This window comes from Sphaerisporangium sp. NPDC005288 (assembly GCF_040607475.1).
Lineage (GTDB): Bacteria > Actinomycetota > Actinomycetes > Streptosporangiales > Streptosporangiaceae > Sphaerisporangium > Sphaerisporangium rhizosphaerae.
In genome coordinates, this window is record NZ_JBEXGT010000002.1 from 383,906 (window position 1) to 399,514 (window position 15,609).

At 73.0% G+C, this 15,609-nt stretch carries 16 protein-coding genes; 14 read left to right on the forward strand and 2 right to left on the reverse strand.

The window, feature by feature from the left end:
• Positions 1–93: 93 nt before the first annotated feature.
• The 3 genes from ABZU32_RS03615 (at position 94) to ABZU32_RS03625 (ending at position 3,465) form a co-directional block, all read left to right on the forward strand.
• Positions 94–774, forward strand: a complete 681-nt coding sequence (locus tag ABZU32_RS03615) for a hypothetical protein (RefSeq protein ID WP_354916594.1) — start codon at positions 94–96, stop codon at positions 772–774.
• 237 nt (positions 775–1,011) lie between these two features.
• Positions 1,012–2,769 carry a DEAD/DEAH box helicase gene (locus tag ABZU32_RS03620; RefSeq protein ID WP_354916597.1) on the forward strand — a complete coding sequence of 586 codons (1,758 nt, stop codon included), beginning with the start codon at positions 1,012–1,014 and terminating at the stop codon, positions 2,767–2,769.
• Between the two features lie 120 nt (positions 2,770–2,889).
• On the forward strand, positions 2,890–3,465 hold the full coding sequence (locus ABZU32_RS03625) for a nicotinamidase (protein ID WP_354916600.1): 576 nt from the start codon (positions 2,890–2,892) through the stop codon (positions 3,463–3,465).
• 276 nt (positions 3,466–3,741) lie between these two features.
• On the opposite strand, the gene ABZU32_RS03630 is transcribed toward ABZU32_RS03625, so the two are convergent.
• A complete protein-coding gene (locus ABZU32_RS03630) occupies positions 3,742–5,028 on the reverse strand; it encodes a nicotinate phosphoribosyltransferase (protein ID WP_354916603.1) in 1,287 nt (428 codons plus the stop codon).
• A 45-nt stretch (positions 5,029–5,073) separates the two neighbouring features.
• On the opposite strand from ABZU32_RS03630, the gene clpS reads away from it, so the two are divergent.
• The 5 genes from clpS (at position 5,074) to ABZU32_RS03655 (ending at position 7,766) form a co-directional block, all read left to right on the forward strand.
• Positions 5,074–5,364, forward strand: a complete 291-nt coding sequence (clpS, locus tag ABZU32_RS03635) for an ATP-dependent Clp protease adapter ClpS (protein WP_354916606.1) — start codon at positions 5,074–5,076, stop codon at positions 5,362–5,364.
• Entirely contained in the window at positions 5,361–5,888 is a 528-nt protein-coding gene (locus tag ABZU32_RS03640) for a DUF2017 domain-containing protein (RefSeq protein WP_354841972.1), read from the forward strand. The genes clpS and ABZU32_RS03640 overlap by 4 nt, the downstream gene beginning before the upstream one ends.
• Positions 5,889–5,897: 9 nt before the next feature.
• On the forward strand, positions 5,898–6,308 hold the full coding sequence (locus ABZU32_RS03645) for a M67 family metallopeptidase (RefSeq protein WP_354841974.1): 411 nt from the start codon (positions 5,898–5,900) through the stop codon (positions 6,306–6,308).
• A gap of 229 nt (positions 6,309–6,537) precedes the next feature.
• Entirely contained in the window at positions 6,538–6,816 is a 279-nt protein-coding gene (locus ABZU32_RS03650) for a MoaD/ThiS family protein (protein WP_354841977.1), read from the forward strand.
• A gap of 2 nt (positions 6,817–6,818) precedes the next feature.
• Positions 6,819–7,766: a cysteine synthase gene (locus ABZU32_RS03655; protein ID WP_354841980.1), complete on the forward strand. Its 948-nt coding sequence runs from the start codon at positions 6,819–6,821 to the stop codon at positions 7,764–7,766.
• Positions 7,767–7,956: 190 nt separating this feature from the next.
• On the opposite strand, the gene ABZU32_RS03660 is transcribed toward ABZU32_RS03655, so the two are convergent.
• The gene (locus tag ABZU32_RS03660) at positions 7,957–9,603 is read right to left on the reverse strand and encodes a DUF3352 domain-containing protein (RefSeq protein WP_354916608.1); all 1,647 of its coding nucleotides are present in this window, start codon (positions 9,601–9,603) and stop codon (positions 7,957–7,959) included.
• A 181-nt stretch (positions 9,604–9,784) separates the two neighbouring features.
• Between ABZU32_RS03660 and ABZU32_RS03665 the strand changes: the two genes are divergently transcribed.
• The 6 genes from ABZU32_RS03665 to ABZU32_RS03690 all read left to right on the forward strand — a co-directional run.
• Positions 9,785–10,576 carry a thioesterase family protein gene (locus ABZU32_RS03665; RefSeq protein ID WP_354916611.1) on the forward strand — a complete coding sequence of 264 codons (792 nt, stop codon included), beginning with the start codon at positions 9,785–9,787 and terminating at the stop codon, positions 10,574–10,576.
• A gap of 251 nt (positions 10,577–10,827) precedes the next feature.
• Complete coding sequence (gene murI / locus ABZU32_RS03670; protein WP_354916644.1) at positions 10,828–11,688, forward strand: glutamate racemase; 861 nt, start codon at positions 10,828–10,830, stop codon at positions 11,686–11,688.
• 204 nt (positions 11,689–11,892) lie between these two features.
• Complete coding sequence (locus ABZU32_RS03675; RefSeq protein WP_354916614.1) at positions 11,893–12,645, forward strand: MBL fold metallo-hydrolase; 753 nt, start codon at positions 11,893–11,895, stop codon at positions 12,643–12,645.
• Positions 12,646–12,649: 4 nt separating this feature from the next.
• Positions 12,650–13,366, forward strand: a complete 717-nt coding sequence (rph, locus tag ABZU32_RS03680; protein ID WP_354841991.1) for a ribonuclease PH — start codon at positions 12,650–12,652, stop codon at positions 13,364–13,366.
• Between the two features lie 5 nt (positions 13,367–13,371).
• Positions 13,372–13,986 carry an RdgB/HAM1 family non-canonical purine NTP pyrophosphatase gene (gene rdgB / locus ABZU32_RS03685; RefSeq protein WP_354916646.1) on the forward strand — a complete coding sequence of 205 codons (615 nt, stop codon included), beginning with the start codon at positions 13,372–13,374 and terminating at the stop codon, positions 13,984–13,986.
• 148 nt (positions 13,987–14,134) lie between these two features.
• Positions 14,135–15,609, forward strand: a 1,475-nt coding sequence (locus ABZU32_RS03690; RefSeq protein ID WP_354916617.1) for a molybdopterin-dependent oxidoreductase, incomplete at its 3' end; no start/stop codon positions are given.

Genomic DNA, 15,609 nt, shown 5'->3' on the forward strand with positions numbered 1-15,609 from the left:
CGGCCCATTGCGGTCATCGGCGTCATTATTCAAATGTTTCGTTGACGGAAGGGCCGCCCTGGAACGGATACTCGGTGCACGGGAGGAGGCGCTGTGGACAAGTACCGCACCGGGCGACGGCCGTACGGCGAGCCCGTGTGGCCTCCGCCGGAGGAGGAGGGGCTGCCGCCGTCGGCCCGGCTGTACGGCGCTCCGGCCGCCCCCTCGCGGGTCAGGGTGCCTTCCTGGGCCCGCCGGGTGCTCGTGTTCGTCGTGGCGGTGGTCGTGGGCGCCGCCCTGGTGGCCGGAGTGGTCGCCTTCGCCGTGAGCCGCCTGAACGCGAGCCCGGGCCCCGTCCCGGTGGACGACGGCGTCGCCGGAGTCGGCTACACGCTGCCGTCCGGCTGGACGCCGGGAACGGTCCCGCCGGTCACCGGGTTCACCTCGGTCGCCACCGCGGGCGACTCCGCGCTCGTCATGGCCCGCCCGGCCGGCCCGCTTCCGGCCGCGGGCCCGCGTGCGGCCACGCTCGACCTGGCCGAGCTGTACGGGCGGCTGCTGCTGCACGGCGACGAGGTGGAGGTGGTGGACGACCGCCCGGTCGCGGTGAACGGGTTCACCGGCCACACCCGCGCCCTCCGCGCGACCTACACCGACGTGGTCAACCAGCCGGCCTATCTGCGTGTGACACTTCTCACCAAGAACGGCGAGAGCGTCGTCCTGCTCGCCGTCGCGCAGCCGGACACCCCCCGGCGCCGTGCCGAGATCGACGCCATCATGCGCGGAGTCACCTAGCCCGGCCGTCCTCCGCCGGCGTCCCTGGGGACGCCCCAGGGGTGTGCCGCCGGTCCCTGGGCGGGGCGATAGCACGGGAGGGGCGCGATGGCGAGCATCCTCGGGGGCGGCACGTCCTGTCGGTGTCCCCCGCTATCGTGGCTTCACTGTGAGGGAGCGAAGCGAGCGCGACGACAAGATCATCAGTGTGGGGCACCGCCCCGAGGTCCGGAAAGGTCCTCTGACAAGGAGGTCGGCGTGAGCTCGTTTGCCGCGTCCCATCTGTCACCTTCCTATCCCGACCGAGCCGCGTGGGGCACCGCGCCCAAGCTCCGCGCGTGGCAGCAGGAGGCGCTCGACCTCTACTTCCGGCGCGAGCCGCGCGACTTCCTGACCGTGGCGACCCCCGGCGCCGGCAAGACGACGTACGCGCTGCGCATCGCCAGCGAGCTGATCAGCCGGGGCATCGTGCGGGCGGTCACCATCGTGTGCCCCACCGAGCACCTCAAGCGCCAGTGGGCCGACGCCGCGGGCCGGGTCGGCATCGCCATCGATCCGGAGTTCAAGAACAGCCAGGGCGCCACCTCCCGCGACTACGTCGGTGTCGCGGTGACCTACGCCCAGGTGTCGATGCACCCCGCGCTCCACCGCGCCCGCACCGAGGCCCGCAAGACGCTGGTCATCTTCGACGAGATCCACCACGCGGGCGACGCCAAGTCCTGGGGCGACGGCGTGCGCGAGGCGTTCGAACCGGCCGCGCGGCGCCTGGCCCTCACCGGCACCCCCTTCCGGTCCGACACCAACCCCATCCCCTTCGTCACCTACGCCGAGGACGGCGAGGGCGTGCGGCGCAGCGTCTCCGACTACTCCTACGGCTACGGCCCCGCGCTCGCCGACGGGGTCGTCCGCCCGGTGATCTTCCTGGCGTACGCCGGTGAGATGCGCTGGCGCACCCGCGCCGGTGACGAGATCACCGCCACGCTCGGCACGCCGCTCACCAAAGACCAGATGGGCCAGGCGTGGCGGGCCGCCCTCGACCCCAAGGGCGACTGGATCCGCCAGGTCCTGCGGGCGGCCGACAAGCGCCTCACCGAGGTGCGCAGGCACGTGCCCGACGCCGGCGCCATGGTCATCGCCACCGACCACGAGACGGCGCGCTCCTACGCCAGGCACCTGCGCGCGATCACCGGCGAGGGCGCCACGGTCGTGCTGTCGGACGACCCCGGCGCCTCCGACAAGATCAAGCAGTTCAGCGCCTCGGAGGAACGCTGGCTGGTCGCCGTCCGCATGGTCTCCGAGGGCGTCGACATCCCGCGTCTCGCGGTGGGCGTGTACGCCACCAGCGTCTCGACGCCGCTGTTCTTCGCCCAGGCGGTGGGGCGCTTCGTCCGTGCGCGCAGGCGGGGCGAGACGGCCTCGGTGTTCCTGCCTTCGGTGCCCACCCTCATGGGCCTGGCCGGTGAGATGGAGGCCGAGCGCGACCACGTCCTGGATCGCAAGCTTCCCGAGGAGGGCCTGGACGACTTCCTCGTCGAGGACGCCCGGCAGAGGAAGGACAGCCCGGACGTCCTGGGCGACGAGCTGCCGTTCGAGACCGTCGAGGCGTCGGCGACCTTCGACCGGGTGCTGTTCGACGGCGGCGAGTTCGGCACCTCGGCCGAGCCCGGCTCCCCCGAGGAGGAGGACTTCCTCGGCCTGCCGGGGCTGCTGGAGCCCGACCAGGTGGCGGTGCTGCTGCGCAAGCACCAGGCCGATCAGCAGGCCGCCCGGCGGCGCAAGGTGGCCGACGCTCCAGCCCCGGTGGCGCTCGCACCGCACGAGGAGATCGCGGCCCTGCGCAAAGAGCTGAACGGCCTGGTCGGCGCCTGGAACCACCGCACCGGCCAGCCGCACGGCGTCATCCACGCCGAGCTGCGCCGCGCCTGCGGAGGCCCGGCCATCGCCCAGGCCTCCGCCGACCAGATCCGCGCCCGCATAGAGACCATCCGCAAATGGGCCACTCAACGCTCCCGCTGACTCCGCACCCGCTGGCTCCGCACCCGCCCGGGTGACCGGCACCACCATGAGCACGCGGCGCACCGGCGCTCCGGCCCGAGCGTCCGACATTCCCGTCCCGTCATCTCCAGGGAGACCGGCTTGAAGAGCGCGCTTGTCATCGTCGATGTGCAGAACGACTTCTGCGAGGGCGGCAGCCTCGCGGTGGGCGGCGGCGCCGAGGTCGCCGCCGCCATCGGTCCGCACGCCGCCACGGGCGGATACGACCACGTCGTGGCGACCCGCGACTACCACGTCGACCCCGGCGACCACTTCGCCGAGCACCCCGACTACCAGCGCACCTGGCCCGCCCACTGCGTCGTGGGCACCTCCGGGGCCGACTTCCACCCGGCGCTCGACACCTCCGCCGTGGAGGAGGTGTTCAGCAAGGGCCGGCACAGCGCGGCCTACAGCGGCTTCGAGGGCGCCAGCGGCGCGGGCACCGGGCTGGCCGAGTGGCTGACCACGCGCGGGGTCGAGCGGGTGGACGTGGTCGGCATCGCCACCGACCACTGCGTGCGCGCCACCGCGCTCGACGCCGCGAACAACGGCTTCGCCGTGCGCGTTCTGCTGGACCTCACGGCCGGCGTCGCCCCCGCCACCACCGAAGCGGCCCTCACCGAACTCACCACCGCCGGCGTCGCCCTGAGAGGCACCCCCATCCTCCGAACGGCCTGACCCGGCCCAGGGCGTCCGGGCCGGGCGCCGTACAACGGCGCCGGCTTCGCCGTACCCCACCCCGCCGACCCGGCGCCGATGAAGCACGCCTGGTCGGGCGGGGGAACCGGGGACGGGCGTCGCGGTGAGGGGCGCCCCGTTCTGGGGATCTGGCCCTGCCGGGGTGCTCTGTGCGGTACGGATCCCGTCGACCCGGCGCCGATGAAGCACGTCTGGTCGGGCGGGAGGGCTCCGCCGGTGGTGAGGTGAGACGGGAGGTCGTGGTGGGGCTGCGGGTCAGGAGAAGAGGGTGGGGATGACGGGGTCGCCTTGGGAGAGTTGGTGGGCGAGGACGGGGAGTTCGGCGACGGAGGCGCGGTGGCGCTCGCGGGCGGCCTCCAGCGGTTCCCCGCCGACGATCTCGCCGCCGCGCACCAGCGTGTGCAGCAGCGGCCGCGCGCCCTCGGGAGCGGGGGCGCCGGGCGCGGTGGTGACCAGTTCGGCGGCGGCGACGCCGTCCTCGACGAGGCGGAAGGCGTCCTTCCTGCCGCCCCGGCTCGGCTTGCCGACCGACTTCTTGGCCACCGGCCGCAGCACGCCCTCGCCGTCCTCGCGGGCGACGAGCTTGTAGACCATGGACGCCGTGGGGGCGCCCGACCCGGTGACCACCGAGGTGCCGACGCCGTACCCGTCGACGGGCGCGGCGGCGAGCGCGGCGATGGCGTACTCGTCCAGGTCGCTGGTGACCACGATGCGCGTCTTGGTGGCGCCGAGCCCGTCGAGGAGCTTGCGCACCTCGCGGGCGACCACCGCGAGGTCGCCCGAGTCGATGCGCACGGCGCCGAGCCCGGGCCCTGCCAGCTCCACCGCCGTGCGCACGGCCTTGGCGACGTCGTAGGTGTCCACCAGGAGCGTGGTGTCGTGGCCGAGGGAGTCGATCTGCGCCTGGAAGGCGTCGTACTCGCTGCCGTGCAGCAGGGTGAAGGCGTGCGCGCTGGTGCCGGCCGTCGGCACGCCGTACACGCCGCCGGCCATCAGGTTGGAGGTGGAGGAGAAGCCCGCCAGGTAGGCCGCCCGCGCCGAGGCGACGGCGGCCCGTTCGTGCGTGCGCCGCGAGCCCATCTCGATGATCGGCCGGTCGCCCGCGGCGTGCGTCATGCGGGACGCCGCCGAGGCGACCGCGGAGTCGTGGTTGAGGATCGACAGGATCAGCGTCTCCAGCAGCACGGCCTCGGCGAACGTGCCGTCCACCACCATGATCGGCGAGCCGGGGAAGTAGCACTCGCCCTCCCGGTAGCCGTACACGTCGCCGGAGAACCGGTAGGAGGCGAGGAAGTCGAGCGTGCGGTCGTTCACCACCCGCCGCTCGCGCAGGAACGCCAGCTCGGCCTCGCCGAAGCGGAAGTCCGCGAGGGCGTCCAGCACCCGCCCGGTGCCCGCGACGACGCCGTACCGGCGACCCAGGGGGAGGTGGCGGGCGAAGACCTCGAACACCGCCCGATGGTGCGCCGCCCCGCTGTCCAATGCCGCCTGCAGCATCGTCAGCTCATAGTGATCGGTGAGCAACGCGCTGCTCATGGCCATCTTCACAAGTCGAAGACTACGACTGGCGTAGGGCAGGATGGGAACGTGGGTAGTACCGCTCCAGCCGAGGTCGAGCGTCCGTCGACGGACGTCCGTCCCGACCTTCCGTGGCTGACGATCGTGTGGAACGACCCGGTCAACCTCATGTCGTACGTGACCTACGTCCTGCAGACGGTCTTCGGCTACCCCAAGGTCAAAGCCGAGAAACTGATGCTCGACGTGCACCACAAGGGCAAGGCCGTCGTGGCCAGTGGCACCCGTGAGGAGATGGAACGCGACGTGCAGATCCTGCACTCCTACGGCTTGTGGGCCACCGTCCAGAGAGATTCGGCGTGAGCACGGGCTTCAGCGCGACGCGTGGCGGTGGGGTCGCCATCCTGCTGGACGCCGGGGAGGCCTCGATCCTGCGCTCGCTGGTGTCGCAGGTGCTCGGCCTGGTGGAGCCGGGCGCGACGGGGGACGACCCGCTCGAGCGGGCGCTCGGCATCGGCTCGGCGACGGCGCCGTCCGATCCGGTGCTGGCCCGGCTGTTCCCCTCCGCCTACGCCGACGACGACGAGGCGGCCGCCGACTTCCGCCGCTACACCGAGGCGACGCTGCGCGAGGGCAAGCGGGCCGACGCCGAGGTGCTGCTGAAGACCGCCGAGCAGGGCAAGGTCGAGCTGACCGGCGAGCAGGCGCAGGCGTGGCTGCGCGCGCTGAACGACGTGCGCCTGGCGCTCGGCGTGCGGTTGGAGGTCACAGAAGAGGTGCACGAGGAGCTGGCCGGGATGGCCGAGGACGACCCGCGCTACCCGGCGTACGTTACCTACGACTGGCTGACCTACCTCCAGGACACGCTGGTCCGCGCCCTTTGGTAACTTCCAGGCATGCTCACGATCTCACGGGAACTGGTCGACAAGATCATCGCCCACGCCTGGGCCGATCACCCGGACGAGGCCTGCGGGGTGATCGCCGGTCCGGCGGGCTCCGACCGGCCCGAGCGTTTCATCCCCATGGAGAACGCCGAGCGGTCGCCGACGTTCTACCGCTTCGACTCGATGGAGCAGTTCCGCGTGTGGCGCGAGATGGACGACCGCGACGAGGAGCCGGTGGTCGTCTACCACTCGCACACCTCGACCGAGGCGTACCCGTCCCGCACGGACATCAGCTACGCCTCCGAGCCGAACGCCCACTATGTGCTGGTCTCCACGGCCGATCCCGATGATGTGCAGTTCCGCTCGTTCCGCGTGGTGGACGGGGTCGTGACCGAGGAGCAGGTGGAGATCGTCTCCTCGTGAGGCTCGCAGGGGAAGCGGTAGAGTTGGGAACATGCTGATGACCGATCCGGTGTCGCCGAGCGCCCGCGTGCGCCCCGGCCGGTCGTCACCCGTGCAGAACCATCTTTTCGCGCACACTCCGTTCACCGTCGTCTACGACTGTTCCTGAACGCAGGAATCCCAGCCCCGCCCCGCGTGTTCGCACACGTTGGGTGTCCCGTGACGACCACTGACCAAGGAGAAACACGCGATGGCCATCGAGGTTCGCATTCCGACCATCCTCCGCACCTACACCGACGGCGCCAAGTCGGTGAACGCCGCGGGTGCGACTCTCTCCGACCTGATCGGCGACCTCGAGTCCCGCCACCCCGGGCTCAGGGAGCGCATCGTCGACGACTCCGGCCTGCGCCGGTTCGTCAACGTCTACCTCAACGACGAGGACGTGCGGTTCCTCGGCGGCCTGGACACCCCCGTCGCCGACGGGGACACCGTGACCGTCCTGCCCGCCGTGGCCGGAGGCATGCGCTAGTCATGCGCTTCGACTCGCTGATCGACTCGGTCGGGAACACCCCTCTGGTGGGGCTGCCGCGCCTGTCCCCGTCCGCGGACGTCCGCGTCTGGGCCAAGCTGGAGGACCGCAACCCGACCGGGTCGGTCAAGGACCGCCCGGCGCTGTGGATGATCGAGCAGGCCGAGAAGGAGGGCCTGCTCACGCCCGGCTGCACGATCTTGGAGCCCACCTCCGGCAACACCGGCATCTCGCTGGCGATGTCGGCCCGGCTCAAGGGCTACAAGCTGATCTGCGTGATGCCGGAGAACACCTCCGAGGAACGCCGCCAGCTGCTGCGCATGTGGGGCGCCGAGATCATCCCCTCGCCGGCGGCGGGCGGGTCGAACGAGGCGGTGCGGGTGGCCAAGCGGCTGGCCGCCGAGAATCCGTCCTGGGTGATGCTCTACCAGTACGGCAACCCGGCGAACTGGCGCTCCCACTACGAGTCGACGGGGCCGGAGATCCTGCGGGACCTGCCCTCCATCACCCACTTCGTGGCCGGTCTCGGCACCACGGGCACCCTGATGGGCGTCGGGCGCTACCTGCGCGAGCACGTGCCCGGCGTGCAGATCGTGGCGGCCGAGCCGCGGTACGGCGAGCTGGTGTACGGGCTGCGCAACGTGGACGAGGGGTTCATCCCCGAGATCTACGACGCCGACGTGCTGACCACGCGTTTCTCGGTGACCTCGGCGGACGCGCTGCGCCGCACGCGCGAGCTGCTCGGCTCCGAGGGCATCTTCGCCGGCATCTCCACCGGCTGCGCCCTGCACGCCGCGCTCGGCATGGCGGCCAAGGCGGTCAAGGCCGGGGAGCGCGCCGACATCGTGTTCATCGTGGCGGACGGCGGCTGGAAGTACCTGTCCACCGGCGCCTACGAGGGCACGCTGGACCAGGCGGAGGACCGCCTGGAGGGCCAGCTCTGGGCCTGAGGCCCGATCTTCTCGCTCACGAGTGCGGGCCCCCTCTCCCTGGAGAGGGGGCCCGCGTTCGTCTTCCCGCCCCCGCGTCGGACCGTCCCGGCCCGGACCGCGTCCTGGCCGGTCCGGCGTCCCACCGGGTCGGTCCGGCTTTCCTGGTCGGCAGGGCACCGCGGTCCCGGAGGTGCCGCGGTCCCGAAGCTCAGTTGAACAGGACGCGCAGGCTGAAGGACGTGATGTCGCCGGACCGCCGGGCGCTGAGGCCCACCGCGCGCAGCACCTGGGCGTTGGCCCGCTCCTCGCCGCTCAGGTCGTCCAGGTAGTACTTCTCGATCTTGTCCAGGTCGATGTAGAGCGCGGCCGACGCGGAGTCCGCGTCCGGGACCGCGGTGGTGAAGGTCTCGCTGTCGCCGAGCGCGCCGTCCTTGGCGAGCTCGGCGGCGTACTCCTGGGAGCTGGCCAGGACGAGCCGCCCGTCGGCCGCGACCTTGGCGATCTGCGGCGCCGCCGTCCCTGAGTCGGCGACGAACTTCTCGATCTTGGCGACGACCGCCTGCGCCTTGGCAGGGTCGGTGGTGAGCACGGCGCCGGCCTTGGGCAGCTCGCCGTCCAGGCCGCGCTGGTCCACGGCCACGGTGAGGTTCTGGCCCAGCAGCGTCACCAGGTCCTCGGGGAGGGAGATGCCGTAGGTCTGCCGCGCCTGCTGGACGAAGTCGGAGAACGACCGGCCGCCCGAGGCGCCGTCGGCGGCCTCGGTGATCTGCGGCCACTGGCCGGCCAGCAGCTCGCCGAGGCCGGACACCGACAGCGCGCCCACGGTCGAGGCGGGCAGCCGCGACAGCCGCGCGCCTTCCACGGCGGCGGGGGCCTGCATCGTCCCGCCGCGGGAGATGCCGGTCAGCTCGGCGTACCCGCCGTCGAAGCGCAGCGCCCCGGCGAAGCGCACGTTCTTCACCATGTCCAGGGTGCCCGCGGGCGGGGTGGCGCCGGTGGCCTGCGCAGCCCTGGCGATCCGGCCGGCGTCGCCCCAGAACGACAGCACGCCCGGCTCGCCCACGGCCTCACGGTCGGCGGCGAAGGCGGCCTCGCCCGACAGCGGCGCGGCCGTGGCGTAGGCGTCGGCCTCCGCCTGCGTCTCGGCGAGGATCGCGTAGCCCTCCCGGAACGCCAGGCCCTTCAGCTCGCCGCCGGTGTTCAGCTTGCGCACCCCGGCGCGGGCCTCGTCCTCGTCGGTGACCTGCACGGCCGCGACCACCCGCGGCGTGCCGGAGCCCGCCTTCGGCGCCAGCACGCCGAGGCCGACGCGGTCGCCGAGCCACGGGGCGACGTCGCGGGCGTAGTCCACCCCGGCCAGGCCGGAGTCCCCCTGGCGCAGCAGCTCGAACAGCGACCGGCGCGGGTCGTCGCCGGTGAACGCGCCCCGCGTCGCGGAGAACTTCCGCGCGAGCTGGAACAGCGCGAGCTTCTGGTTCGCGGCCGGGTCGAGGTCGAGCCGCACGTAGGCCATGGTCCCCGCGGGCAGGACGTCCTCCGGCTGGGCGCCGCCGCCGCTGAGCAGGGTCATCGCGTACACGCCGCCGCCCCCGACCAGCGCCACGACGACGGCGGCGACGATCGCCAGCAGCCAGCCCCGCCCGCGCCTGCGGGCGGGCGGTGGCGGCGGCGCGCCGATCTGCACCTGCTGCCACGCGGGCTCCCCGGCCTGCGGCGGCCCGGCGAGGGGCGGCGCGGCGTAGGTGAAGGACTGGGTCCCCGGAGCGGCGTGCCGGCCGGGCGATGGGTGCCGGTAGGACACCGTCCGGTCGGGGTCCTCGTTGAACGGGTACGGGGGGAGGGGTTGGCCTGCCATGGCTCCGCTTTCGATGGATAGGGGGATTGTCCTCAGGTGGGAAGGGATCCGCCGCGAGGCTAGATCGCCGCGGTAGCGAAGCACTTGCAGGCCGCTTTCCACCGGCTTTGCGGACCTCGGTAGGGTGAGGCTTCCAGAACGAAATTCGGTTCGTTTCGCGCGGGACGGGGCCAGGGAGCAGATGACGAAGTTCGACGAGGCGACGCAGGCGATCAGGGTCGACGCGACCACCTACGACGTCTGCCTCGATCCCGGCTACGCGATCGGCGGGCCGCTCAACGGCGGGTACCTCATGGCCGCCGTGCTGCGGGCCGTCGTCGACGCCTCCCCGTACGAGCACCCGGTGTCCACCGCCGCGCAGTTCCTGCGGGCCCCGAGGCCCGGCCCCGCCCGCGTCCGGCTGGAGCAGCTCAAGGCCGGCCGGACCGCCGCGATGACCCGGGCGACCCTGGTCCAGGACGATGTCTCCTACATCGAGACGCTGGTGACGACCGCCACCCTCGGCGACGGCCCGAGCGAGTGGATCGGCGAGCCCGCGGTCGCCATGCCTGCGGTGGAGGAGTGCCTGCCGCTGCCGTCCCCCAAGGACGAGTCGAACATGACGTTCAACGCCCAGATCGAGACCCGGTTCGACCCGCCCACGATCGGCTGGTTCACCGGCACGCCGACCGGGCGGCCGGAGTCGCGCGCGTACTTCCGCATGGCCGAGCCGCAGGACCCCGACCCCTACATCCTGGCGATGGCCGTGGACGCGCTGCCGCCGGTCGTGTTCTCCGCGGGCGCCAGGGGATGGGCGCCGACGGTCGAGCTGACCTGGCACCTGCGAGGGCTGCCCGCCCCCGGCTGGCTGAAGGTCGTCGGCCACGGGCGCCTGATCAGGGACGGATGGTTCGACGAGGACGTCGAGATCTGGGACTCCGCGGGCAACCTGGTCGCCCAGTCGCGTCAGCTCGCCCGGCTCGGCCGTGGCTGAGCGGCGGATGGGCCGCACGACGGCCGAGCGGCACGCGGGCGGTGCGACGGCCGAGCGGCACGCGGGCGGTGCGACGGCCGAGTGGCGCGCGGGCGGTGCGACGGTGGGCGTGCGCGGGGCCCGCCGGGACGGACGGCCCGGTGAGGGATTACTCCAATGTGAGCATTCTTACCAAGAGCGATTGTCCACGGTCCCTTAATGTTGGGATCATGGTGGACATCGGGAGCGTCGCCCACGCGCCATGGGTCAGCATGATCGACGCCGTGGAAGAGCAGAGGGACGGGCACGGTCCCGCGATCGGGATCTTCGACAGCGGCGTCGGCGGCCTCACCGTCGCCCGGGCGATCATCGACCAGCTCCCGAACGAGTCGATCCTGTACGTCGCCGACACCGCGCGCCAGCCGTACGGGCCCAAGCGCATCGCCGAGGTGCGCGCGTACGCGCTGGAGGTCATGGACCACCTCGTCGAGCACGACGTGAAGATGCTGGTGATCGCCTGCAACAGCGCCAGCGCCGCCGTGCTGCGCGACGCCCGCGAGCGGTACGACGTCCCCGTGGTGGAGGTCATCCAGCCCGCGGCCCGGCGGGCCGTCCGCGCCACGAGGAACGGCCGGGTCGGCGTCATCGCCACCCGCGCGACCATCGAGTCCATGGCCTACCACGACGCCTTCGCGGCGGCCCCCGACGTGCGGCTGACCGGAGTGGCCGCCCCCCGGTTCGTGGAGTTCGTCGAGCGGGGCGAGACGATGAGCGACGAGCTGATCGAGGTCGCCCGCGAGTACCTCCGGCCGGTGGTCGACGACGGCTGCGACACGCTGATCCTCGGCTGCACCCACTACCCGCTGCTGACCGGCGCGATCTCCTACGTGGCCGGCAACGGCGTCACGCTTGTGTCCAGCGCGGACGAGACGGCCAAGGACGTCTACCGTGTCCTGCACGACCGCGGCCTCGCGGCGCGGAGCGGGACGCCCCGGCACAGGTTCCGCGCGACGGGCGACGGCGCCATGTTCGCCCACCTCGGGCGGCGGTTCCTCGGACCGGAGATCGTCGACGTCGAGCGCGCGCCGGTGGGCGACATCTCCGGCGAAGGGGCGCTCGCCGCGCCCAACTGAGACCACACGCGCCCCGATGGGACGGGGCGCGGACGGCGGGCGGGGCCGGCAGGGCCGCGCCCGGCGCCCGCCGTGCCGGGTGCGGCGCCCGCCGTGCCGGGACACCCTGGGCCGGGACACCCGTGCCGGGGCGCGCGAACGAACAGTGCTGACCGCGTCGCGTCAGTGTGACAAGGCGCTACCGCGCCGAGTGAGGAGTCCGCCGTGAGATTGACGATCGTGGGCTGTTCCGGGAGCTTCCCCGGCCCTGACAGTCCCGCGTCCTGCTACCTGCTGGAGGCCGAGGGGTTCCGCCTGCTCCTTGACTTCGGCAACGGCTCCCTCGGAGCCCTGCAACGCCACATCGGCCTGTACGACGTGGACGCCATCTGCCTGTCGCACCTGCACGCCGACCACTGCCTGGACATGTGCTCCTACCACGTCGTGCGGACCTACGCGCCGTCGGGCCCGCTGCCGCGCGTCCCCGTCCACGCCCCGAAGGACGCCCCGCGCCGCCTGGGCGCCGCCTACGGCATGGACGACGAGCCGGGACTGGAGACCGCCTTCGACTTCTCGGCGCTCGCGCCCGGCACGTTCTCCGTGGGGCCGTTCGAGGTGACGGCCGCCCAGATGAACCACCCCGTCGAGACCTACGGCTTCCGCGTCGCGCACGGCGGCCACGCGGTCGCCTACTCGGCCGACACCGGGGAGTCCGCCGAGCTGGTCGAGCTCGCCGCCGGGGCCGACGTGCTGCTGTGCGAGGCGTCGTTCCTCGACCGGCCCGGCAACCCGGAGGGCCTGCACATGAACGGCCGCCAGGCCGCCGAGCACGCCGCCCGCGCCGGCGCCGGCACGCTCGTTCTCACCCATCTGGTGCCCTGGAACGACCCGGAGCAGATCCTGCGGGACGCCGGGCGCGGAGGGTTCGAGGGGCGGGTGGAACTCGCGCGGAGCGGGGCCGTGTATGACCTAAGGTGAGCCCATGGCACGTGATGATGGACGCAGTCCCGACCAGCTCCGGCCGGTCACGATCACCCGCGACTGGCTCGCCCACGCCGAGGGCTCGGTCCTGGTGGAGTTCGGCGGCACCCGAGTGCTGTGCGCCGCCACGGTGCAGGACAACGTGCCGCGGTGGCGCAGGGGCAGCGGTCTCGGCTGGATCACCGCCGAGTACGCCATGCTGCCCCGCTCGACCAACACCCGCAGCGACCGCGAGTCGGTGCGCGGCAAGATCGGCGGCCGCACCCACGAGATCTCACGGCTGATCGGCCGCTCGCTGCGCGCCTGCGTCGACTACAAGGCCCTCGGCGAGAACACCATCGTGCTCGACTGCGACGTGCTGCAGGCCGACGGCGGCACGCGCACGGCCGCCATCACCGGGGCCTACGTCGCCCTCGCCGACGCCATCGCCTGGATGCGCAAGCGCAAGATGTGCCCCGGCGACCCGCTGGTCAACTCCGTCGCCGCCGTCTCGGTCGGCATCGTCGGCGCCACCCCGCTGCTCGACCTGTGCTACACCGAGGACGTCGCCGCCGAGACCGACATGAACGTCGTCATGACCGGGTCGGGGGAGTTCGTCGAGGTCCAGGGCACCGCCGAGGGCATCCCCTTCGACCGCTCCACCCTCGACTCCCTGCTCGACCTGGCCGGCGCGGGCTGCGCCGAGCTCACCGCCCTCCAGCGCCGGGTCCTGTCGTGAGCGTGGTGCGCACGGTGGTCCTGGCCACCCGCAACGAGGGCAAGATCGTCGAGCTGCGGCGCATCCTCGCCGACGCCGACGAGAAGATCGAGCTGATCGGGCTCGAGCGGTTCCCCGAGATCGGCGAGATCGCCGAGACCGGGCTCACGTTCGCCGAGAACGCCCTGATCAAGGCGCACGCCGTCGCCTCGGCGAGCGGGCTGCCCGCCATCGCCGACGACTCCGGGCTGTGCGTCGGCGCGCTCAACGGCATGCCCGGGGTGTTCTCCGCCCGCTGGTCGGGCTCCCACGGCGACGACGCCGCCAACCTGCGGCTGCTGCTCGCCCAGGTGTCGGACGTGCCGGACGGCCGCAGGGGCGCCCACTTCGCCTGCGCGGCGGCGCTCGCCCTGCCCGGCGGCGACGAGCGCGTCGTCGAGGGTACGCTCGCCGGCACGCTGATCCGCGCCCCGCGCGGGTCCAACGGGTTCGGGTACGACCCGATCTTCGTCCCCGAGGGCGAGGACCGCACGACCGCCGAGTTGTCCCCGGCCGACAAGGACGCCGTCAGCCACCGGGGCCGGGCCTTCCGCGCCCTGGTGCCCGTCCTGCACGAGCTGCTCGCGGGCAAGGCCCCGTGACCACTCGCGGGGAAGGCCTTGTAACCGGGGCGTAGGTGCCCGTCCTGCACGAGCTGCTCGCGGGCAAGGCCCCGTGACCACTCGCGGGGAAGGCCCCGTAACCGGGGCGTAAGATCCGGACGACCGGTTCAGGCGTAGCGTTCGTCCTGTGAACCTCAACCAGACGCGCCCGCGCGGGCAGGCATGGGCGGCGGCGCTCATCGGCCTCGTGGCGGGCGCGGTGGCCCTGGGCATCGGCCAGCTCGCCGCCGGGCTGCTCGACCCGAAGGCGTCTCCGGTCATCGCGGTCGGCGACGCGGCGGTCGACCGCACGCCGGCCGCGCTGAAGGAATGGGCCATCCGCACCTTCGGCGCCAGCGACAAGTTCGTCCTCATCTCGGGCATCGTGGTGGTGCTCGCCCTCGTCGCCGCCGGTCTCGGCCTGCTGGCCCGCCGTCGCGCGGGGTACGCCACGGCCGGGCTGCTGGCCTTCGGCGTGGTCGGCGCGGTCGCCGCGGTCACCAGACCCGACGGCGCGGTGCTCGACGTGCTGCCCTCGGCGGCCGGGGCGGCGGCCGGGGCCTGGGCGCTGCGCATCCTGGTCCGGCGGGCGTGGCCTGACGCCGAACCGGGATACGGCTTCCCGCGCTACGACGACCCCGCCGCCCTCTCGGGCGCGGCCACGATCCGGGAGCGGGACCCGCAGGACCTCCACGGGGGCGAGGACCTGCGTGACTCTTCCGCGGCCGGTTCTCCGGCGGGCGCTTCCTCGGCCACCGGTTCCGCCTGGGCCGGTGGCTCGGCCACCGGTTCCGGCGGGGCCGGTCGCTCCGCCACGGGTTCCTCCGCGACCGGTGCCGGGGTCGGCGGTGCGCCGGCGGCGTCCGGCGCGGCCATGGAGCCGCGGGAGCCGCAGGACGCCGAAGAGCGGCCGGCCGGGCGTCCCGCCGTCATGCGGGCAACGGCCGAGGAGCCCGAGTTCGACCGGCGCGCCCTGCTCGGCGGGGTCGCCGCGGGCGTCGTGGTGGCCGGGGCGGGCGGGCTGATCGGACGCGCCCTCGGCGGCCGGCTCGACGTCTCCACCGAACGCGCCAAGCTCGCCCTGCCCAGGGCGGCGACGCCGGCCAAGCCGCTCCCCTCCGGAGTGGACTTCCGCCTGGACGGCCTGTCGCCCTTCACGACGCCCAACCGCGACTTCTACCGCGTCGACACGGCTCTGGTCGTCCCGCAGGTGGACCCGAAGACGTGGACGCTGAAGATCCACGGCATGGTGGACCGGCCCGTCGAGATCACCTTCGCCGACCTGCTCAAGCGGCCCCTCATGGAGGCCGACGTCACGCTGACCTGCGTGTCCAACGACGTGGGGGACAACTACGTCGGCAACGCGCGCTGGCTCGGCGCCCGCCTGGCCGACGTGCTGCGCGACGTCGGCCTCCGCTCCGGGGCCGACATGCTGCTGTCCACCTCCTCCGACGGCTGGACCTGCGGCACGCCGGTGGACATCGTGATGGACGGCCGGGACGCGCTGCTCGCCGTCGCGATGAACGGTGAGGCGCTCCCCGTCTCCCATGGCTTCCCGGTGCGCCAGGTCGTCCCCGGACTGTACGGCTATGTCTCGGCCACCAAGTGGGTCACCGACATCAA